This window comes from Solwaraspora sp. WMMD1047 (assembly GCF_029626155.1).
Classification (GTDB): Bacteria; Actinomycetota; Actinomycetes; order Mycobacteriales; family Micromonosporaceae; genus WMMD1047.
Window position 1 is genome coordinate 6382476 of the sequence record NZ_JARUBL010000001.1, and the last position, 20419, is coordinate 6402894.

At 74.2% G+C, this 20419-nt stretch carries 16 protein-coding genes; 9 read left to right on the forward strand and 7 right to left on the reverse strand.

Features of this window, described 5'->3' with window-relative positions:
• Nucleotides 1–104: 104 nt before the first annotated feature.
• From O7627_RS29210 to O7627_RS29235, 6 genes are all read left to right on the forward strand, one after another.
• Nucleotides 105–1355, forward strand: a complete 1251-nt coding sequence (locus O7627_RS29210) for a cytochrome ubiquinol oxidase subunit I (protein WP_278096670.1) — start codon at nt 105–107, stop codon at nt 1353–1355.
• Nucleotides 1356–1368: 13 nt separating this feature from the next.
• A complete protein-coding gene (locus tag O7627_RS29215) occupies nt 1369–2385 on the forward strand; it encodes a cytochrome d ubiquinol oxidase subunit II (protein WP_278096671.1) in 1017 nt (338 codons plus the stop codon).
• The gene (cydD, locus tag O7627_RS29220) at nt 2382–4220 is read left to right on the forward strand and encodes a thiol reductant ABC exporter subunit CydD (RefSeq protein WP_278096672.1); all 1839 of its coding nucleotides are present in this window, start codon (nt 2382–2384) and stop codon (nt 4218–4220) included. The genes O7627_RS29215 and cydD overlap by 4 nt, the downstream gene beginning before the upstream one ends.
• The gene (gene cydC / locus O7627_RS29225) at nt 4220–6175 is read left to right on the forward strand and encodes a thiol reductant ABC exporter subunit CydC (RefSeq protein WP_278098476.1); all 1956 of its coding nucleotides are present in this window, start codon (nt 4220–4222) and stop codon (nt 6173–6175) included. Before cydD ends, cydC begins: the two co-directional genes overlap by 1 nt.
• A 157-nt stretch (nt 6176–6332) precedes the next feature.
• Nucleotides 6333–7019 carry a permease prefix domain 1-containing protein gene (locus tag O7627_RS29230; RefSeq protein ID WP_278096673.1) on the forward strand — a complete coding sequence of 229 codons (687 nt, stop codon included), beginning with the start codon at nt 6333–6335 and terminating at the stop codon, nt 7017–7019.
• Nucleotides 7016–7663: a permease prefix domain 1-containing protein gene (locus tag O7627_RS29235; protein WP_278096674.1), complete on the forward strand. Its 648-nt coding sequence runs from the start codon at nt 7016–7018 to the stop codon at nt 7661–7663. The genes O7627_RS29230 and O7627_RS29235 overlap by 4 nt, the downstream gene beginning before the upstream one ends.
• 29 nt (nt 7664–7692) lie before the next feature.
• Here the strand turns inward: O7627_RS29235 and O7627_RS29240 are convergent, their stop codons facing one another.
• Nucleotides 7693–8034 (reverse strand): helix-turn-helix transcriptional regulator, encoded by a 342-nt coding sequence (locus tag O7627_RS29240; protein WP_278096675.1) that lies wholly within the window; start codon nt 8032–8034, stop codon nt 7693–7695.
• A 154-nt stretch (nt 8035–8188) separates the two neighbouring features.
• Here O7627_RS29240 and O7627_RS29245 point away from each other — a divergent pair, with 154 nt between their 5' ends.
• Both O7627_RS29245 and O7627_RS29250 read left to right on the forward strand, forming a co-directional pair.
• Nucleotides 8189–9256, forward strand: coding sequence for a DNA primase (locus tag O7627_RS29245; protein ID WP_278096676.1), 1068 nt, complete (start codon nt 8189–8191; stop codon nt 9254–9256).
• 38 nt (nt 9257–9294) lie between these two features.
• Entirely contained in the window at nt 9295–11868 is a 2574-nt protein-coding gene (locus O7627_RS29250; RefSeq protein ID WP_278096677.1) for a transposase, read from the forward strand.
• A 243-nt stretch (nt 11869–12111) separates the two neighbouring features.
• Here O7627_RS29250 and O7627_RS29255 read toward each other — a convergent pair whose 3' ends face one another.
• The 5 genes from O7627_RS29255 to O7627_RS29275 all read right to left on the reverse strand — a co-directional run bounded on the left by O7627_RS29255 (nt 12112) and on the right by O7627_RS29275 (nt 18686).
• Nucleotides 12112–12699 carry an ATP/GTP-binding protein gene (locus O7627_RS29255; protein ID WP_278096678.1) on the reverse strand — a complete coding sequence of 196 codons (588 nt, stop codon included), beginning with the start codon at nt 12697–12699 and terminating at the stop codon, nt 12112–12114.
• Nucleotide 12700: 1 nt separating this feature from the next.
• On the reverse strand, nt 12701–13078 hold the full coding sequence (locus O7627_RS29260; protein WP_278098477.1) for a DUF742 domain-containing protein: 378 nt from the start codon (nt 13076–13078) through the stop codon (nt 12701–12703).
• 107 nt (nt 13079–13185) lie between these two features.
• Nucleotides 13186–13590 (reverse strand): roadblock/LC7 domain-containing protein, encoded by a 405-nt coding sequence (locus tag O7627_RS29265; protein WP_278096679.1) that lies wholly within the window; start codon nt 13588–13590, stop codon nt 13186–13188.
• The gene (locus O7627_RS29270) at nt 13587–16925 is read right to left on the reverse strand and encodes a nitrate- and nitrite sensing domain-containing protein (RefSeq protein WP_278096680.1); all 3339 of its coding nucleotides are present in this window, start codon (nt 16923–16925) and stop codon (nt 13587–13589) included. The genes O7627_RS29265 and O7627_RS29270 overlap by 4 nt, the downstream gene beginning before the upstream one ends.
• A gap of 684 nt (nt 16926–17609) precedes the next feature.
• The gene (locus O7627_RS29275; protein WP_278096681.1) at nt 17610–18686 is read right to left on the reverse strand and encodes an adenosine deaminase; all 1077 of its coding nucleotides are present in this window, start codon (nt 18684–18686) and stop codon (nt 17610–17612) included.
• An 82-nt stretch (nt 18687–18768) separates the two neighbouring features.
• On the opposite strand from O7627_RS29275, the gene O7627_RS29280 reads away from it, so the two are divergent.
• Nucleotides 18769–19638, forward strand: coding sequence for a methyltransferase domain-containing protein (locus O7627_RS29280; RefSeq protein ID WP_278096682.1), 870 nt, complete (start codon nt 18769–18771; stop codon nt 19636–19638).
• Between the two features lie 36 nt (nt 19639–19674).
• On the opposite strand, the gene O7627_RS29285 is transcribed toward O7627_RS29280, so the two are convergent.
• Nucleotides 19675–20301, reverse strand: a complete 627-nt coding sequence (locus O7627_RS29285) for a DUF4272 domain-containing protein (protein WP_347404723.1) — start codon at nt 20299–20301, stop codon at nt 19675–19677.
• Between the last annotated feature and the right edge of the window lie 118 nt (nt 20302–20419).

Below are 20419 nucleotides of genomic sequence, written 5' to 3' on the forward strand. Positions count from 1 at the left end.
CTACGCCTCGTCGTACCATGAGCTACGACAGGTCGTAGTAGGAATAGGTAGTACGCCTACGTGTAGGCTGTCTATGAAATGTCAGCCGACACGTTGGGGTGGCCATGGACCCGTTGCTCATCGCCCGCCTGCAGTTCGCCACGACCACCTCGTTCCACTTCCTCTTCGTGCTCGTCACCCTCGGCCTGGTCACCCTGCTGGTGTATCTGCAGACCGCCTGGTTCATCACCCGCAAACCGGTCTACGAGCGGCTGACCCGGTTCTGGGGCACCCTCTACGTGATCAACTACGTCCTCGGCATCGCCACCGGCGTGGTACTGGAATTCCAGTTCGGACTGAACTGGAGCGGCCTCTCCCGCTACGTCGGTAACGTCTTCGGCGCCCCGTTGGCAATGGAGACGCTCGTCGCGTTCTTCCTGGAATCCACCTTCCTCGGCATGTGGATCTTCGGTTGGCACCGGCTGCGGCGCGGCGTACACCTCGCGCTGCTGTGGGGGGTGGCGCTCACCGCGTACGCGTCGGCGTTCTGGGTCCTGGTCGCCAACTCCTGGCTGCAGAACCCGGTCGGCTACGAGATCCGCGACGGGGTGGCCCACCTCACCGACTTCACCGCCCTGCTCGGCAACCCGATGCTCGGCTTCGCGCTCGGCCACGTGGTGGCCGCCGCCGTCCTCACCGGCGGCATGCTGATGTCGGCCGTCAGCGCCTGGCACCTGATCCGGCGCACCAACGACTACGCCCTGTTCCGCACCTCGCTGCGGATCGGCCTGGTCACCACCGTGCTCGGCATCACCTTCGTGATGGGCTTCGGCTTCACCCAGTTCGCCCCGCTCAGCCAGGTCCAGCCGATCAAGTACGGCGACGCCGCGGCCGGGCAGGACCAGATCGCCGAGTGGACCGCGCGGTTCGGGCCGGGCGACTACCAACCGCCGACGCTCGCCGCCGCGTCGCTCGGCTTCATGATCCTGATCGGCTTCACGCTGGCCTGGAGCTACCTGCTGCTGCCCCTGCTCTGGCGGGACTGGATCATCCGGCTGCGGTTCCCGCTCTACCTCATCCTGCTCGCCCTGCCACTGCCGTTCATCGCCGCCATCCTCGGCTGGCTGGCCCGCGAGGTCGGCCGCCAACCGTGGGCGGTCTACGGACTGCTGCCGGTCTCCGACGCGGTCAGCCCGATCGACGCCGAGGTGCTACTCGCCTCGTACCTCGGTTTCACCCTGCTGCTCGGCGCGCTGGCGGTGGCGAACTGGACGCTGCTGGTCCGGCACGCCGGCCGGGGCGCCGCCGACCCGGCACTCGGCCGCCCGCCAACCGCACAACCGGCCGACGACCGCCCCGAACCGGCCCTCGTCTGAGAAGAGAAACCCCGTGGAGATCCTCTGGTACGGCCTACTCGGCCTCTTCTTCGCCGGCTACCTGGTGCTCGGCGGGTTCGACTACGGCGTCGGCATCCTGTTGGCCCGGACCCCCGCCACCGGGTCGGCCGACCCGCGCCGAGCCGCGCTGACCGCACTCGGCCCGTTCCTCCTCGGCAACGAGGTCTGGCTGGTCGCCGCCGTGGGCATCCTCTTCGGAGCGTTCCCGCTGCTGGAGGGGGAACTGCTCGCCGGCCTCTACCCGGCGATCGCGGTGGCGCTGGCCGGGGTGATCACGGTCATCGCCGCCGTCGGGCTACGGAGCCGGCCCGCCGGCCAGCGCGCCCGGACCCGGTGGGACCGGATCATCGTCGTCGGCAGCGTACTCGCCGCGGGTGGCTGGGGGGCGGCCCTCGCCGGCCTGCTGCAGGGCGTACCGGTGCGCGCGGACGGCCACCTCGACGGGATCGGCCACCTCTTCACCCCGTTCGTCGCCGCCGCCGCGCTCGCCCTGAGCGCACTGGTGACCCTGCACGGCGCCGCCTTCCTCGCGCTCCGGCTGCCGCCGGGGGCCGCCGACCAGCACGTCGCGGTGGGACGCCGGCTGGTGCCGGTCACCCTCGCCGCGCTCGGCGCCGCCGCCGTCCTGGCCGGCCTTTCCGGTCCGGTACGACAGAGCGTGCGGCAGCCGGCGGTCGGCGTACTCGGAGTGGTGTTGCTGGCGGCGACGGTGCTGGCGGCCGGCCGCGCGCTCGGCCGGCGGCGGACCGGGGTGGCCTTCGCCCTGACCGCGACGGCGGTGGCCCTGCCGGTGCTGCTGGTCGGGGCCGCCAACTGGCCCTACGCGCTGGTCTCGACCGCCGACCCGGCGGCCAGCCTGACGGTCGCCGAGGCGGCGGCCAGCGAGCCCACCCTGCGGGTGCTGACCTGGCTGCTGGTGCCGCTCCTGCCGGCCCTACTAGGCTTCCAGTTGATGTCTTGGTGGGTGTTCCGCGGACGGATCGACGAAAGGGCGCCGGTGTACTGGTGAGTCGCCGCCCCTTCGACCCGCGTCTGGTGCGCCGGGTTCCGGCGGCCCGGCGCCCGCTCGCCACGCTCGGCGCCCTCGGTGTCCTGACGGCGCTGCTGGTCATCGCCCAGGCGACCGCCCTGGCCGCCCTGCTCGCCGCCGCCGCGGGCGGGCGACTGGACCGGCCGGCCCTGATCGGCTTCCTGGCCGCCGTGGCCGGCCGCGCGCTCCTGCTCTGGGCGCAGGGCACCGTGGCGGCCCGGCTGGCCGCGACGGTCAAGGCCGCGCTGCGCACCGACCTGCTCGCCGCGGTCGGCCGGCGCGGCCCGCAGTGGCTGGCCGGGCAGCAGACCGGCCGGCTCGCCACCCTCGCCGGTCGCGGGTTGGACGCGCTCGACGGCTACTTCACCGGCTACCTGCCCCAGCTCCTGCTGAGCGTCACCGTGCCGGTGGCGGTACTCGCCCGGGTGACCTTCGCCGACTGGAGCTCGGCGCTGATCATCGCGGTCACCCTGCCGCTGATTCCGATCTTCGGGGCGCTGCTCGGCTGGCAGGCGCAGGCGGCGACCGAACGGCAGTGGCGCCGGCTCAGCCTGCTCGGCGGCCACTTCCTGGACATGGTGGCCGGGCTGCCCACCCTGCGGGTGTTCGGCCGGGCCCGCGACCAGGTCGAGGTGGTCCGCCGGATGGCCGACGGCCATCGGGTCGCCACCATGAAGACGCTGCGGATCGCATTCCTCTCCGCCCTGGTCCTGGAGCTGGTGGCCACCCTCTCGGTGGCGCTGGTGGCGGTGCCGATCGGGCTCCGGCTGCTCGGCGGCGGACTGGCCCTGCAGACGGCGCTGCTGGTGCTGCTGCTCGCGCCCGAGGCGTACCTGCCGCTGCGGGCCGCCGGCAGCCGGTTCCACGCCAGCATGGAAGGGCTGACCGCGCTGGACGAGGCGCTCACCGTGCTGGCCGCCCCGCCAGCCGACCGGCCCGGCGCCGACCAGTCCGGCGGTGTGTTGCCCGGCGGTGCGCTGCCCGGCGGTGCCCGGACCGAGCCGGCGCGGAGGTCGGTGGGCGACCCGGAGCTGAACCCGGGCCGCGGCCCTGCTCCGGCCGGCACCGGGGAGATCAGGTTCGAGGGGGTCACGGTGCGGTACCCGCGCACCACGGCCCTGCGCGAGGTGACGCTCACCCTCCGGCCCGGCGAGCGGACCGCCGTGGTCGGCCCCAGCGGGGCCGGCAAGAGCACCCTGCTCGCGCTGCTGCTCGGCTTCGCCGTACCGACCGAGGGTCGGGTGCTGGTGGACGGGATCGACCTCGACACGGTCGACCTCGACCGGTGGCGGCGGCAGGTCGCCTGGGTCCCGCAACGCCCCCATCTCTTCGCCGCCTCGGTCGCCGACAACATCCGGCTCGGCGCCCCCGACACTCCCATCGAGGCCGTCCACCGGGCCGTCGACGCCGCCGCCCTCGACGAGTCGGTACGCCGGCTCCCGGCCGGGCTGGACACCCTGCTCGGTGAGCGCGGACACGGCCTCTCCAGCGGGCAGCGGCAACGGGTGGCGCTGGCCCGCGCGTTCCTGCGGGACGCGCCGCTGGTGCTGCTCGACGAGCCCACCGCCCGGCTGGACGCCGCCTCGGAGGCGGCCGTACTGGACGCGACCCGCCGGCTGGTCGCCGGCCGGACCGCCCTGCTGGTGGCCCACCGCCCGGCGCTGCTCGACGAGGCGGACCGGGTGCTGCGGGTCGAGGCCGGCCGGGTCACCGACGTCACCCCGAGCCGTCCCACGGCCGGGCACCACCCGCCCGCCGACCCCGAAGGGCCGCCCGGCGCGGCGGCGGGCACCGCCCGGGAGGTGGTGGCGTGATGCTGACACCCGAACGGGCCGTGCTCCGGCTCGCCCGCCCGTACCTGGGCCGGCTGGTCGGCGCCGGCCTGCTCGCCGCCGGCACGGAGCTGGCCGGGCTGGCCCTGATGGCCACCGCCACCTGGCTGTTGATCACGGCCGCCGGCCGGCCGCCGCTGGACGCGCTCACCGTCGCCATCGTCGCGGTCCGGGCACTGGCCATCAGCCGAGGGGTGTTGCGCTACACCGAGCGACTCGCCGGCCACGACGCGGTGCTGCGGATCATCACCGACGTACGCGCGGGGATCTTCGCCTCGCTGGCCGCCGGAGGCCCCGGTCGCACCGTCCGCACGACCGCCCCCGACAGCAGCCCGGCGGCGGGCGTCAGCGCCGACGTGGATGGCAGCGGGGTCGAAGACGGCGGCGGGGCCGGCGGCGGCGCCGCCGACGCGGTCGGTGGGGACGCGGGGCCGGTGTCCGGGGATGCGCTGAGTCGGCTGGTCTCCGATGTGGAGGCTGTTCAGGATCTGCTGTTGCGGGTGCTGGTGCCGGCCGCCGCAGCCGGCGTCGTCGGGCTGCTGGCGGTCGCCGGTGCGGCGACCATCTCGCCGGTCGCGGCGGCGGTCCTCGCCGGAGGGCTGCTGGTCGCCGCCGTCGCGCTGCCGGGCGCGGCCACCGCCCTGACCCGGCGGACCGCCGACCGGGTCGCCCCGCTGCGTGGTGCGCTCGCCACCGACGCCATCGACCTGACCCAGGGCGCCGCCGACCTGGCCGCCTTCGGCGCCACCGGGACCGCGTTGGCCCGGGCCGACCAACGCGCTCGGGAACTGGCCCGGTTGGAGGGCCGGTTAGCGGCCGCCGGTTGGGCGCTCGACGGGCTGGGCCTGCTGGTCGCCGGAGCCACAAGTGCGGCCGTCGTCGCGGTGGCGGTGCGTGGCGGGGTGGACGGCGTACTCGTCGGGGTCCTCGGCGTCGGCACCCTCGCGGCGGTGGAGGCGACCCTGGCGCTGGTCGGCGCGGCCCGCCAGTGGACCCAACTGCGAGCCGGACTCACCCGGGTGGTGGCCCTGCTACCCGCCGCCGACGCCATCCCGGCCGGCCACCCCACTGGCAGCGGCAGGACGGCATCCGGCGACCTCAGCGGCGACGGCGGCACCCCGGTTCCCGGCCACTCGACCGGCGGCGGCGCAGCGGTCGACGCCCGATTGATCGGGACGAGTGTCCGGTACCGGGCCGGGGCGCCGCCCGCGCTCGACCGGGTCGACCTGGCGCTGCCCCCGGGCCGGCGGGTCGCCGTCGTCGGGCCGAGCGGCGCGGGCAAGAGCACCCTGCTCGGTGTGCTGACCGGGGCGGTCCGCCCGACCGCCGGGCGGGTCACGCTGGCCGGCGTCGACCTGGCCGACTACCCGGCTCGGCGGCTGCCCCGGGCGGTCAGCGGGCTGCTCGCCGAGGCGCACGTCTTCCACGCCACGGTCCGGGAGAACCTGCTGGTCGGTCGCGCCGGAGCCGACGACGACGACCTCGCCGCCGCGGCCCGGACGGCCGGCCTGCTCGACTGGGTACGGGACCAGCCGGACGGTTGGGAAACCATCGTCGGCGCGGACGGCGGCCAGCTCTCCGGCGGTCAGCGACAGCGGCTCGCCCTGGCCCGGGCGCTGCTCGCCGCCCCCGCCATCCTGCTGCTCGACGAGCCGACCGAAGGGCTGGACCCGCCGGCCGCCGACCGGGTGCTCGACTCGATCATCGAATCCCTGCCGGCGGACCGCTCGGTGGTGCTCGTCACCCACCGGCTGCGCGGCCTGGACCGGTACGACGAGATCGTCGTGCTCGACGAGGGCCGCGTCGTCCAGCGTGGTCCGCACGACGACCTGGTCGCGGCCGACGGCTGGTACCGCGACCAGTGGCTGCGCCAGGAGGTGGCCGAGCGCGGCTACCTGGCGCTGTCCGGCCCCGGACAGACCCCCGGCCCGGACTGAACCCGAACGGACCGGCGGACACCCGAACGGACCGGCGGACACCCGAACGGACCGGCGGGCACCCGGACGGTCGTCGGGGATGCCCCCGGGTGGTTCTCCGGGGCGGACCCGGGAAAGTCCCGACGCGTCCGCCCGTCGACCGTGGCAGGCTGGCGGCATGCAGGCGCCCACCAACACCGAGATCGACGACTATCTGCGCCAGCTCGCCGGTGAGCTGTCCGGCCCGCGCCGACTCAAGAGGGACCTGCTCACCGAGGCACGCGGTGGCCTGGAGGACGCCGCGCTGGCGTACACCCGGGATGGTCTCGACCCGCGGGCCGCGCGGCGCCGGGCGGTGGCCGAGTTCGGCGCCCCGGCCGAGCTCGCCCGCCTCTACCAGACCGAGCTGACCGCCGGTCAGGGCCGCCGACTGGCGCTGCTGGTCGCGCTGCTGCCGGCCGGGATGCTCACCTCCGACCTGCTGTGGTGGCAGCCGCCGGGCGGTGCTGCGGAACGGCCCCCGACGCGGTTCCTGATCCTGGTGGAGACGCTCGACTGGACCTCCTACCTGGCCGGCGCGGCGGCCCTGCTGGCCTTCCTGCTGCTCGGCTCCGCGAGCCGGCGCCGCCCGGTCGACCCACGGCTGGTGGTCCGGTCCCTCGCCGTGCTCACCCTCGGCACCGCCGGCTTCGTCTGGACACTGGGGACGTTCGCCGCGGTGCACGCCGTCGCCGAGGATTCGCGGGCGCTCACCTGGCCGCCGATGATCGCGGCCTGGGTGCTGCTCAACACCATGTTCGCGCTGATGGTGCGGTGGGCGGTGCGCGGCGTCGTCGCCACCCGGGTCCGGCCGGTGCCGGCATGATCGACGAGTACGTGCACCGCCTCGACCGGGCGCTGCACGGTCCCCGCCGGCTCAAGCGCGAGGTGCTGACCGAGGCTCGGCACAGCCTGATCGACTCGGCGGAGGCGTACCAGAACGATGGCCTGCCGGCGGCGGAGGCCGAGCGCCGGGCGGTGGCGGAGTTCGGCACGGTGGGCCAGCTCGCCGACGATTACCAGGCCGAACTGGCGGCCACGGCGACCCGCTCGTTGACCGGCCGGGTGGTCCTGGTCTGGCTGCTGCTGGTCGCCGGTGCCGACCTGACCTGGCGAGGCGCGCCCTGGTCGGGCCCGCGTCCGTCGTCGAGCTACCTGTTGCTCTCCGGTTCGGTGACCTGGCTGTGGGTCTGCTCGGGGCTGCTGGCGGCCGGCGGGTATCTCTGGTTGATCTGGAGCGCGCGCCGCGGGCAGCCGGGTTCGGTGCCCCGGGTGCGGGCCGTCGGGCGGGCGCTCGCCGGGTCGCTCACGCTGGGCGGGTTGGCCGGGGTCGGGCTCTTCGTCTGGTCGCTGGTGCTCTGGGACGCCGCCCGGACCTGGCCACCGATGCTCATCGGCATGGTCGTGCTGGCCGGGGCCTACGCCTGGCTCGGCGGCGCCGTCCGGTCCTGCCTCACCGCCGCCCGCTGACCGCGGTCCACAGTGCGCGGCCCGACCGGTCAGGACAACGCCTGCGGCGGCGCGCCGGCGCCGAGGAACCGGCCCACGGTCGCGCTGAACTCGCCCCAGCTCACCCGCTCCCCGGCCAGTGCCCGGTGACCGGCCCCGGTCAGCCGGTAGGTGCGCCGCTCCCGGCCGTTGACCGTGCTCCAGTCACTCTCCACCAGGCCGGCCCGCTCCAGGCGACGCAGGGCCGGATAGATCGTGCCGGTCGGCAGGTTGAGGGTGCCGCCGCTGCGGGCCCGGAGCTCCTCGATGATCGCGTAGCCGTGCAGCGCGCCCCCTTCCAGCACCGCGAGCAGGAGTGCGTCGAGGTGTCCGTGCAGCGCCTGGGCCTTCATAAGTAGCAAGGCTACTAGTCCGCCGACCGATCTCCAATGGGGTGCCGGCATCCGAACGGACCGGCCACCCATTAGGGTGTGTGCGCAGAGTCACCCGTCTGCCGGACCCTCCACGCCCGGCAGGGTGCCGAACCAGAGTTCAACGGAGGTCAGCGTGGCCCGCCAGTCGCCCAACCGGCCGGACGCCGACGAGCCCGGCGAAGAGCTCGACAGCAAGAGCACGGCACTCGACGACATCGACGACCCCCACGCGGAGACCGATGTCGATGAGCCAGCCGCCGAGACCGACATCGACGCGGACTCGACAGCCGACGACGCGGCCGGCGGCGACATCGACCGTTCTCTCTGGGAGGACGTCCGGATCGAGCCGGTCGAGATCGCGCTGCCGGCCGGCGCCGGCTTCACGCTCCGGGCGTACCGGCTGTCGACCGAGCTGACCCCGACCGACATCGGCCAACGCGAGGACGACGACCTCTTCGCCGCCCGGTCCCGACGGGCCGAGGAGGACGCGGACGACGACGAGACGGTCGTGATCCTCGACGAGGAGTTCGGCGACCAGTTCGACACCGACGAGGAGACCGACGACCCGCGCGACCGGAAGGCCCGCGGTCGGCGTACCGACTCCGACGACGAGGACGACGCCGCCGACGACGAGGCCGACAGTGACGCAGTCGACAGCGACGCCGAGAGTGCGGCGGCCGACGAGGACGACAAGGACGAGGAGGAGCCGGCCGCCGAGGAGGTGCCGATCTTCCTCAGCCACGGCGGCAAGCTGCTGCTGTTCAAGAGCCCGGAATCGCTCGTCAGCTTCGTCCGCTCCGGCGCGCCGAACGACCTCGCCCAGCTGGACACCTGGGACCAGCTCGTCGACCGGCTTCAGCCCGCCGACGTGGTGCCGTTGGACGAGGACTCCTACGAGCTCGACCTGGTGGTGGAGAACCTGCGCGGTGGCCACGACACCTGGGACGCCACCCTGCTGATCGAGGCCGGCGAGGTGGCCCGCGACCTGGCGTACGCGCTGCGGCTGCCGGCGGTGCTGGATATGCTCTCCACCGGGTCCAGCCTGGATGACCTGGACGAGGCACTGCGGGCCGCGGCCGGTGGCGGGATCGGCGGCTTCATGGGTCGGCGCAGGTTGCGCAAAATCGGGGCACAAACGGCAAGTTTGGGTTGGCGGACAATTATCGGCAAGATCTCTGCCGCCGTGGACTGGCGCGACTGACCACTCACCAGGGAGCATCAGTCTTTGGCACACCACCTGTGTCCCGGGAGGAGGACGACGCCGTGGCGCTCGTGCGGGTGTACTGCGGTCTGGCCTCGGCGGATTCAGCTGGTCGACCGGTCTCGGCCGGCTCGACGCTGACGGCCGCCGTGGTGGACGACGCGGGCCGGTTGCTGCATGTCTGCGAGATCGGCGACGATCCGGCCGGCTACGCACAGCTCGGGTCGCTGCTCGTCGAACGGTCCAGCGGACCGAGCGGCGCCGCGATCGCCGCGGACAGCGACGATCACGTCGTCACCTCCCTGCTGAGCGCCGCCGGCCGCCCCCTGGCGATCGTCGACGACGACCTGGTCGACGACTTCGCCGAGCGGTTCGCCGACGACGAGTCGGTGGAGGAGATGGAATCCCCGCCCGCCCAGCGGCGCGCGGTGGGGCTGGCCCGGGCGTTACAGGCCGGCGCCCTCTCCGCCACCACCCTGCCCGCTCCCCGGGACCTGGCCGGCTTCAAGCCGGTGCTCGCCGCCCACGCCGCACTGGCGAACGGTCGGCACGGCGCCGCCGTCGCACTGCGCGAGGTACTGCGTGAGCTGTATCCGGCGGCGCTGCGGGCGTACCCGGATCCGGCGGAGCCGGTCTCGCTCGCCGTCCTCGACGCCCTGCCGGAGCCGGGCCTGCTCGGCGGCACCAGCGCCCGCGGCCGGGACACGTCGGTGGCCACCGACGCGATCGCGGCCCACCTCGCCGCGGACGGCGTCGCCGACGCGGCGGCCATCACCGACGCCGTCACGGCGCTGCGGGTGGCGATAGCGGAGACGCCCCGCCGGGCACCGGCGAACCAGGCCCTCACCTCAGCGGTGGCCGAGACGGTACGGCAGGCGGTCGCCGCCGTCCGTGCCTGCGACGCCGCCTGCGACGCGCTCGTGGCGACCCTCGACGCCCGGGTCACCACCCCGGCTCCGGTCTCGGGCCGACGGACCGTCCGCCGGGCGGCGCCCGAGGCACCGGCGGCCCTCGCGCCCGCCCGGTCCGGGTCCGACCGACGCGCGGCCTACGACGACCGCGGCGCACCCGAGCCCGCCGTCCTGGCCGGGCGGGTGGCGACCGAGAACCGGCCGAACGGCCGGCCGGCCCACGAGCCGGTGCCGAGCGGCGGCCGGCGCAGCCGACCCGAGCCGGCCACCAGCCTGCCGCTGCCGCCCCGTCCGGTGGCCCCACCACCGGTCGCTCCGGCACCTGTCGCGCCGCCTCCGGTGGCCCCTCGGCCGGTGGCTCCGGCGGCAGCGCACGCCGCCCCCGTCTCGGCCGCGCCCGCGCCCACCTCCGCGCCGCCCGGCCCGGGACGCCGGTCGGATCCGCCGGCCAACCGGCCGATCTCCGCGCCACCTCCGCCGCCGCCCGGCATCACCCCGATCTCGCCGGCCGCCCGCGGTCCGGTGCCGCCGGCGGACGCGGGCGAGCCCTTCCGGGCCACCCTCACCACGGCGGCGATCAACAGCGCCCGCAGCGAACGGCGACCGACCCCGATCACCCCGCGACCCAAGACCAACGGGGAGTCGCGGCCGCCGACGGGCGGTTTCGGCGCCACCGACCTGACCCTGCCGATGCCGGCGCCGCGCCCGGACAACGCTCCGGCCCCCGGTTCACGCGCCAACTGGCCCCTGGTGAACTCGGGCGACCGTCCGGACGCACCGGCCGCCCAGGACCGCCCGTTCACCTTCGGTGACCCGCCCGCCGAGCTTCAGCGGCGGACCGGAGCCGCCGCCGAGGGCCGGGTCACCCCGCCGTGGCTTGCCGACGACCTCCCGCCGGAGCCGCCGACGCTGCGCCTGGTGGAACCGCCGACCGAAGAACGGCTCGGCGAGGAACGCTCCCGCCGAGGCGAACGGGTGCTCGACGGGGACCGCCGCCACGCCGCTGACCGGGCCGGCCGCGACGCGCTCGACGGCGACCGGTCGCGCCGCGACCCGCTCGACGGAGGCCGGTCGCGCCGGGACGCGCTCGACGGTGGGCGGCTGCCCGAACGGTCACCGGTCGGTGGGCTCGCCCAGCGCGAGGAACCCCGATTCGACGCCCCGCCGTTGCGGCTCGTCGACCAGGAGTCGACCGATCGGGGTGGCCGCTCCGGTCGATCCCGGCGGGCCGCCGAGATCGGCGATCCGCCGTCGGCTCCCGTCTCCAGTGAGGGCGACGGCGACCTGCTGATCTTCGCGGCGACCCGGTCCGCCTGGTTCACCGGGCACGCCGAGGAGAGCGAGCTCGACTGGTCGTCGACCGCCGCCGACACCGGCTGGCGGGCCGCCGAGCAGGCTGCCCAACCGGCCGTCGGCGCGGAGACCGAGGCCGGGCTGCCGAAGCGGGTGCCGCAGGCGAACCTGGTTCCCGGCTCGCCGCTGCGCGACGAGCGACCGCTGCGGATCGTGCGCGACGCGGCGCGGATCGCCGAGCACACCACCGGCTACTTCCGGGGCTGGCGGCGCGGCCAGGAGATCGGCGGCTACGCGGTCGGCGGTCGGCCGGGCCGGGAGGCCGCCGGCGGCTGGGACTTCAGCCGCGACCCGATCGAGCGGGACGACCGCGACTTCGAGTTCCGGCCGGCCAGCTACCGCTCCTAACCGGCTACCACAGCTGACCGACGACGCACCGTCCGATCGGGGCGGTGCGTCGTCGGCTGTCTACGCGGGTGGCCACTCCGTCCGCCCTGAGTTCGCCCGAGACGGCTGACCGCCCCGGCTCGCTGCTTCCCGCAGGAGGCGGGCACGCATCGGCTCAGCGGCCCGTTGAGCGGTCCCGTTTCTCCACTGCGGACACGACGAAGCGCCGGACGGGGTTGCCCCGCCCGGCGCTGTCGACAGCTGTCAGGCCGGCGCCACGGCCCGGGAGCGGCGCATGGTCAGCACGTACTCGACGAGCGAGATGAGAACGTGCTTCGTCGACTCCCGGTTGCGGGCGTCGCACGCCACCACCGGAACGTCGGCGGAGATCGCCAGCGCGTCCCGGACGTCCTGCGGGTCGTGGTACTGCATGCCGTCGAAGCAGTTGATCGCGACCAGGTACGGCAGTCGCCGATGCTCGAAGAAGTCGATGGCCGCGAAGCAGTCGGCCAACCGGCGGGTGTCGACGAGCACGACGGCACCGATCGCCCCCCGCACCAGTTCGTCCCACATGAACCAGAACCGCGTCTGGCCAGGCGTGCCGAACAGGTAGAGGATCAGGTCCCGGTCGATCGAGATACGACCGAAGTCCATGGCCACGGTCGTTGTCGTCTTGCCCGGCACCTGGCGGGTGTCGTCGACCCCGACGCCGGCCGAGGTCATGATCGCCTCGGTGGTCAGCGGCGTAATCTCCGAGACCGAGCCGACCAGCGTCGTCTTGCCGACGCCGAACCCACCGGCGATGACAATCTTCGCCGAGGTCACGCGCCCACCACTCGGGCGGTGAGACATGTCAGAGCCTGCGAAGTCCACTCAGCACCCTCTCCAGCAGTTCAGTGCCCACCGCATCGTCGGCGTCGTCCAGGATTGTCGGTTCGTGCACCGCCACCAGGCCATCGGCGGCCATGTCGGCGATCAGAACCCGGGCGACGCCGAGGGGCAGCTGCATCCGCGCCGCGATCTCCGCGAGCGACTGCAGCCGACCGTCACACAGCGCGGCGATGTATTGATGCTCACGACCCTGTCCGCCGTTACCGTTTCCGGCGGACCGACCGCGCACCGTCGTTTCGACGAGCGCCTCCATGGCGATATCGAGCCTCGGGCGGGTACGGCCACGGGTGACGGCGTATGGCCGGACCAGCGCACCGGTCGGCTCATCGCGGTCAGCCATCATCGCCGTTCACCCCCTCCTCGTCCTGCTCGAACATCGAAGCCATCGAACTCGTCGCTATGTCAGTTGCGTCGGCACTGGCTGGCTGTCCCACCAACCGGCGCCGGTCAGCCCAGCATTCCCGCGGCGGCCCGGGGCGCTGGCGTCAACGCGTCACCCACCCGGTCGACGAGCAATGCCATCTCATACCCGACCTGCCCCACGTCGCAACTGCGGGCAGCCAGGACTGCGAATGACGAACCATCCGAGATGGACATCAGGAACAGGAACCCATTGTCCATCTCGACCACCGTCTGCAACACCGCCCCACCCTCGAAGCAGCGGGCCGCGCCCTGGGTCAGGCTGACCAGCCCCGACGAGATCGCCGCGAGTTGGTCGGCCCGGTCGCGTGGAAGGTCTCGCGACGACGCGAGGAGCAGACCGTCGGCCGAGACGGCGATCGCGTGCGCGACCCCGGGTACCCGGTCGGCGAAGTTGGCAAGCAGCCAACCAAGATCCTGCGTAGTGGTCATCCTTCATGCTCCTTCTGGCTGCTCCCGGCCGCGCGGCCCGAGTCGGCCTGCGAGGATTGCTGCCCTGCCGGAGTTGCCTCCGGGTTGGTCGGGTGTTCGTCCGAGGGGTGACTACGGCCGCGCTGAACCCCACGGTGGTACGCGGAGAGTAGCCCGCGCACCGCCTCCGGGGTACGGCGCTGCACCGAGTTGTTCGGCTTCTCCACCCCGCCGGGCACCAACTGTGCCATCGGTACCCGCTTGGGTAGCCCGGTGTTGGTGGTTTCGGCGGCGCGGGCGTCAGCGGCCGCGCTGGCCGCCCGCCAGCCGTCGTCGGCCGCCGTCTGCCAGTCGCTCGACGTCGCCTCGCCGCGTCGGCCGGCGGCGCCGTTGCCGATGCCCGACCCGGCCGCCGGGCCGGTGAGCGTCGGCGTGGCCGCGGGCCGGCTGGCCGCCGAGGCGGGGACCGGCTGCCCGGCTCCGCTGGTGGCGTCGGCGGTGACGAACTGAGCCGTCGACTCGCTGGCGGCGACGGGCTTGGGTGCGCCCGGACCGGCCGCCTCTTCCGACGCCGGCCGGCGGGTCCGGAACCAGGCCGACTCCAGCTCCCGGAAGATCGGCAGCTCCATCGTCTCGTCCGCGAACCGACCCTGGGCGGCCGTCGCCGGGGCGGGCGGCGGTGCGGTGACCGGGGTCGCCGGGGCGGGCCGGGCCACCCGGGGCAGTTCGGCGGTCATGTCCAGGGCGGCGGCCAGCCGTTCCGGCACCGCCGGGGTGGACTGGTCCCGCTCCGGGGCGCTGACCGGGGGCCAGGCCGGCGGCGCGGCGCCCGGCTGGCCCTGCGTCGGTGGCGCCGACCGGACGGGCGGGGCCGACACCGGGCGGGCCGGCGGCGCGGACGGCACCGGTGGGGCCATCGATTCCAGGCCGGAGCGGGCCTCGGGGTTGCTCGGCATCTGGCGGGGGATGCCGCCGACGGGGCCGCCGGTGGTGGCGTCGCCCTCGGCCGGTTCCTCCTCGATGGCCCGGCGCTGTGGCAGGGGCTCGGCACCCCGGCCGTTCGAGGCCGGCCTCGGGGTGAAGGCGCTGCCGCCGTTCATGCCGGACCGCGCCCCGGTCAGGTCCGACCAGGCCGGCATGGATCGGCTGGGTGGACCGCTGCGGGAGAGCCCGCCGCCGTTGAGCGGGGCGTCGAACTCGAACGGGCGGGCCGCCGGGGCCGGTTCCGGGTCCCGTGCCGCCGGCCCGCTCTCCAGCGCCAGCGGCGCGGGGAAGGCGGGGCGCTGCGGCGGTGGGGCCTGCTGACCACCGTTGGCGCCGGGCTGACCACCGTTCGCGCCGGCGAAGGCGCCGGGCTGACCACGACCGGCGAGGGCCCGGGGCACCAGCACCGAGGTCGGCAGCGTGACGTCGGCGACCGTGCCGCGGTCGGATCCGGGGCGCAGCTCGACCTTGACGCCGTGCCGGGCGGCGAGCCGGGCGACCACCACGAGACCCATCATCCGGGACACCGCCACGTCGACCTGCGGGGGCGTGGCGAGCCGTTCGTTGAGGTCACTGAGCTGGTCGGGCGAGATACCGATGCCGCGGTCCTCGACGTAGAGCACCGCCCGGTCTCCCACCCGCCGGGCCTCGACCATGACCTGCGAGTCCGGCGGGGAGAACGCGGTGGCGTTGTCGAACAGCTCGGCGACCAGGTGCACCAGGTCGTTGACGGCGTGCGCGGCGACCTCGATGTCGCGGTCGACCACCCCGAACTCGATCCGGGTGTAGTGCTCGACCTCGGACTGGGCAGCCCGCAGCACGTCGATCAGGGCGGCCGGCTCGCGCTGCACCCGGGTGGAGTCCGCCCCGGCGAGCACCAGCAGGTTCTCGTCGTTGCGGCGCATCCGGGTGGCGAGGTGGTCGAGCTGGAACAGCTCGCCCAGCCGGTCCGGGTCCTCCTCGCCGCGCTCCAGCCGGTCGAGGTGGCCGATCAGGCGGTCGACCAGGATCTGCGACCGGCGGGCCAGGTTGACGAACATCGTCGCGACCGAGGAGCGCAGCGCGGCCTGCTCGGCGGCGGTCCGGACGGCCTCCAGGTGGACCGCGTTGAACGCCTCGGTGACCTGGCCGAACTCGTCCCGGCTCCGGACCGGTAGCGGTTCGGCGATCTGGTTCGCGGCCTGGACCGGCGACATGTGCGCGGTCAGCGCGGGATCGCGCAGCCGGGACACCGCGTGCGGCAGGCCGTACTGGGCGATGGAGAGCGCGCCCTGGCGCAGCTCCCGCAGCGAGCGGGCCATCGACCGGGCGACCAGGTAGGCGAGCAGGATCGCCAGCAGCAGCATGCTCAGCAGCAGGCCGGTCTCGACGAAGACCTGCTGGCGTACGTCGTTGCGCAGCGCGGCGGCCTGGTCGACCACGTCCGAGTCGAGCCGGGACTCGACGGCCCGGATCAGCGCGGCGTTGCCGACCATGGCGGCGTCCCAGGCGTCCGCGTCGAACGGCGCGTCGGCCATGCTCTCGGTCGTCCGGCCCCGGATCCAGCCGCTGTAGTTGTCGGCCTCCCGCTGGTCGGAGCCGGCCACGGTCTGCTCGTAGAACTCGGCCTCGGACCGGCTCGCCACCGCCTGGAAGGTCTGCAGCGCCTGCTGCTGGCCGGTCTCGGTGGCGATGTAGTCGGTCCGCAGGACCGGGGTCAGCGCGTTCTGGATCAGGGCCCGGTGCACGACGATCCGGCGGACCGAAAGGAACTCCTTGGCCCGCGCGGTCGCCGCGGCGGCACGCATCCGCTCACTCAGGCCGGTGTCGCCGGCGAGCTGGGTGGCGGAGTCCCGGATGTCGAGCAGGTCGCTGATCAGGCCCTCGTACGACTGGGCCGCGTCGGTGAGCTTGAGCCGGGCGTTGACGACCTGGCTGCGGGTGCCCGGCAGGTCGGCCAGGCTCTGGTCGATCCGGGTGAGCAGGGCGTCGAAGTTGGCCGGTAGGTCGGTGAGCGCGCTGCGCTGCTGGGAGTACGGCCCCTTCGCCTCGTCGACGACCGGGTGCAGCTTGCTGTAGACGTCGAGGTACTTCTCCTTGTTCGCCTCGCTCTGGGCGCCCAGCAGGAGCACCGCGGCGGCCCGCTCGTCCTGCAGGTCGTGCACCAGTTCGCCGGAGACGGCGGAGAGGTTGGCGAGGGTGCGGGCGCGGTCTGCGTCACCCGCGGTCTCCAGGTGGTCGATGAGCCCGGTCGTGCCGACCACGACGGTGGCGAGGGTCGGCACGATCATGATGAGACCGAGCTTCGACCAGATCGGCATGTCGCGGAGCCGGCCGAATGGCCGGCGGAGACGCGACAGGAAAGTGTTCGCCGTCTTCGGCCGCTTGCTCACGTCACCGCCTTCCCTGTCGGCGCCCGGCCACATGCCGTGGGCACCGCTCATCGACCGACCCGGGCGGGTCGGACCTCCGAGATTCCATCACGCCTCACCACAAAGAGAAAGCCCAGGTTGTCCGTTGCCGGGAGTGTGGCGGGTTGATGATGCAATTTGATAGCAATCCGTCTGCCCGAAGTTACTCACCGTGTCGACACGACCTGTCTGGGTTTGCTCAACCGACCGAGCCCGCCAGCGCCCCGGACGCCGGTCGCAGCGGTGCCGACCGATCTTTCCGCAGGCGCACCCCGGAGTCTTTCCCGAGGCTGCCGACGACCCTACGCCCTCCGGTCCGGCGGATGCGACCGCCAGGTGTCCGACCGCTGACAGCGGCGACCGTCCGGGGCCTGGATCCGTTGCCGCACCGGAACGGGACGGCAAGGGCGAAGTGCCGGTTTACGCGTTTCATGCGGACCGGTGGGCGCCGTTTTCGGACCAGGCGACAGGCCCGGCGCGGCCGTACCGAGACCACCGCGCGACCTGGACGCGACCGCGATCCCACTCGACCTCGAATCGGCGCGAACCGGCAAATGGACGTGCGGACGGCGCGCAGCTGACCGGATCGCCAGTTTTCCGGCGCCGAACAGGCGCCCGATCGTGGCCGTACCGGTGGCGCGCCGATCACGATCCGTTGTCGCCGGCTCAGGCCATCAGCTTGGCGTACGCTGGCTTGATCACCTCGTTGATGATGGCCAGCCGCTCGTCGAACGGGATGAAGGCGCTCTTCATGGCGTTGATCGTGAACCACTGCAGCTCCGCCCAGCCGTACCCGAACGCCGCCACCAGCAGGGCCATCTCCCGGGACATCGAGGTGCCGCTCATCAACCGGTTGTCGGTGTTCACGGTGGCCCGGAAGCGCAGGTCCCGCAGCAGCCCGATCGGATGCTCGGCGATCGAGGCGGCGGCCCCGGTCTGCACGTTCGACGACGGGCAGAGCTCCAGCGGGATCCGCTTGTCCCGCACGTACGCGGCCAGCCGGCCGAGCGTCGGCGGGCTGCCCGGGGTGATGTCGTCGACGATCCGCACCCCGTGCCCGAGCCGGTCGGCGCCGCACCACTGGATCGCCTGCCAGATCGAGGGCAGCCCGAACGCCTCCCCGGCGTGGATGGTGAAGTGGAAGTTTTCCCGCTGCAGGTACTCGAAGGCGTCCAGGTGCCGGGTCGGCGGGAAACCGGCCTCGGCGCCGGCGATGTCGAAGCCGACCACCCCGACGTCGCGGTGCCGGACGGCCAGCTCGGCGATCTCCTGCGAGCGGGCGGCGTGCCGCATCGCGGTGAGCAGGGTGCCGATCCGGATCGGGCGGCCGGCGCGGGCCGCCTCGGCCGCCCCGTCGGCGAACCCGGCGAGCACCGCCTCGACCACCTGGTCGAGGGTGAGGCCCTTCTCCAGGTGCTGTTCGGGCGCGAACCGCACCTCCGCGTAGACCACCCCGTCGTCGGCCAGGTCGCGCGCGCACTCGGCGGCCACCCGGCGTAGCCCGCCCGGGGTCTGCATGACCGCCACCGTGTGCCGGAAGGTTTCCAGGTACCGTTCCAGCGACCCGGAGTCGGCCGCGGCCACGAACCACCGGCCCAGTCCGTCGGCGTCGGTGGCGGGCAGTTCGTGGCCCACCTCGGCGGCGAGTTCGACTATTGTCGCGGGCCGCAGCCCACCGTCCAGATGGTCGTGCAGCAACGCCTTGGGCGCCCTGACGATCTCGTCGTATCCGATTGCCACCATGTCCAGCACAGTAGTGCCCGGCGGTCGACGCCGGCCGGGGCGGCATCGGCGCCGGTCCGGCGGGCGTGCCAGTATTCAGGTCATGGTGCGGGCAGAGGTGCTGCGGCATCTGCGCTGCCCGGTCTGCGCGGGTCCACTGACCACGCCCGGGCCGGGCGCCGGGCCGTCGGTTCCGGCCGCCGGGCCGCTGCGCTGTCCGCGCGGGCACAGCTTCGACCGGGCCAGGCAGGGGTACGCCGACCTCACCGCCGGCCGTGCCGTTCCGCCCGGCGACAGCGCCGAGATGGTGGCCGCCCGGACGGAGTTCCTCGACGCCGGTCACTACGACTTCATCTCCGCCGTGCTCGCCCGCGCCGCCACCGTGATGATCCCGCCGACCGGGGCGTTCGTGGTCGACACCGGGGCGGGCACCGGTCGGCACCTGGCCGCCGTCCTCGACGCGCTGCCGGCCGCGGTCGGGCTGGCCGTGGACGTCGCCAAGCCGGCGCTGCGCCGGGCCGCCCGCAGCCACCCCCGCGCCTCGGCGGTACGCGGCGACACCTGGGCCCGGTTGCCGCTCGCGGACGCCTCGGCCGGGCTGGTGTTGAACGTCTTCGCCCCGCGCAACGGCCCGGAGTTCCACCGGGTGCTCCGGCCGGACGGGGCGCTGCTGGTGGTCACCCCGGCCGCCGACCACCTCGGCGAGCTGGTCGGGCCGTTGGAGTTGCTCCGGGTCGATCCGGCCAAGGCCGCCCGGGTCGCCGACAGCCTGGCCGGGCGGTTCGAGCTGGCCAGCTTCGGGGCGTACCGGCGGCGGCTCGCGCTGTCCCGGGCGGAGGTGCGGACGCTGGTCGGGATGGGTCCGAGCGCCTGGCACGCCGACCCGGACCGGCTTTCCGACCGGCTGGCCGGACTGCCGGAGCCGGTTGTCGCGACCGCCTCGATCCGGTTGGCCGTCTACCGGCCGCGCTGACCGTGGAGCCGGCGGGGGCCGGGGGCGCCGCCGGTCTCAGGTGGACAGGTCGATCTCCTCCCAACCGGCGGGGGGGTCGTGGTAGGGCCCGTGGAAGATGATCGCCCACTCCAGCGCCCACCGGCGCTGCCCGATGGCGTTGGCGTCCAGGAAGCCCGGCCGGGCCTCCCCGCGCCGCTCGACCTCCAGGTATCCCCAGTCGAGGCAGTAGTAGAGGTCGAGCAGGGCGGCTGCCTCCGCCGCGTCGCGGGGGGCGGCCAGGGTGCGGGACCGCCACTGGCTGAAGGTCTCGCCGGCCGGCAGGTTGGGCAGCACCTCCATCAGCCGCTCGTCGGTGGGCGCCTCCGGGTCCAGGTGCTTGGTGAGTCCGAGCACCCAGGAGAGCGCGAAGACCGCGTCGTGGTGCAGCACGAACGAGCGGTGGTCGCCCCGGCTACCGGCGACGAACTGCCACTCGGGCGGGGTGACCGCGGCCACCAGGTGGGAGCTGAGCAGCCAGCTCATGCCCGCCTGGGCGGGCATCCCGAAGCAGCGGGCCAGCACCAGGTGCAGCACCGCCGTGCGGGCCTCGATGTCGGCCGTCGGCCGCAGCTCGACCTCGTCGCCCGGCTCCCAGACCAGCGGGAACTGCGCGGGCGGCAGCGGGAGCCGCAGCCGGCGCATCTCGTCGACATTGGCGGCCCGGACGGCCCGGGGGTCGGGAGCGGGTACGGTCACGGCAGCGTTCCCTGCTAATCGACGTCGGCCCGAAGGCCGGGTGGTCCCCCCTGGCGACGGAGGA

Bases quoted from the DNA above. Each gene is read 5' to 3' on its own strand.
- O7627_RS29275 (WP_278096681.1), bottom strand. From the start codon at position 18,686: ATGGTGGCAATCGGATACGACGAGATCGTCAGGGCGCCCAAGGCGTTG.
- O7627_RS29235 (WP_278096674.1), top strand. From the start codon at position 7,016: ATGATCGACGAGTACGTGCACCGCCTCGACCGGGCGCTGCACGGTCCC.
- O7627_RS29210 (WP_278096670.1), top strand. From the start codon at position 105: ATGGACCCGTTGCTCATCGCCCGCCTGCAGTTCGCCACGACCACCTCG.
- O7627_RS29285 (WP_347404723.1), bottom strand. From the start codon at position 20,301: ATGCGCCGGCTGCGGCTCCCGCTGCCGCCCGCGCAGTTCCCGCTGGTC.
- cydC (WP_278098476.1), top strand. From the start codon at position 4,220: ATGCTGACACCCGAACGGGCCGTGCTCCGGCTCGCCCGCCCGTACCTG.
- O7627_RS29255 (WP_278096678.1), bottom strand. From the start codon at position 12,699: ATGTCTCACCGCCCGAGTGGTGGGCGCGTGACCTCGGCGAAGATTGTC.
- O7627_RS29230 (WP_278096673.1), top strand. From the start codon at position 6,333: ATGCAGGCGCCCACCAACACCGAGATCGACGACTATCTGCGCCAGCTC.
- O7627_RS29265 (WP_278096679.1), bottom strand. From the start codon at position 13,590: ATGACCACTACGCAGGATCTTGGTTGGCTGCTTGCCAACTTCGCCGAC.
- O7627_RS29260 (WP_278098477.1), bottom strand. From the start codon at position 13,078: ATGGCTGACCGCGATGAGCCGACCGGTGCGCTGGTCCGGCCATACGCC.
- O7627_RS29280 (WP_278096682.1), top strand. From the start codon at position 18,769: ATGGTGCGGGCAGAGGTGCTGCGGCATCTGCGCTGCCCGGTCTGCGCG.
- O7627_RS29240 (WP_278096675.1), bottom strand. From the start codon at position 8,034: ATGAAGGCCCAGGCGCTGCACGGACACCTCGACGCACTCCTGCTCGCG.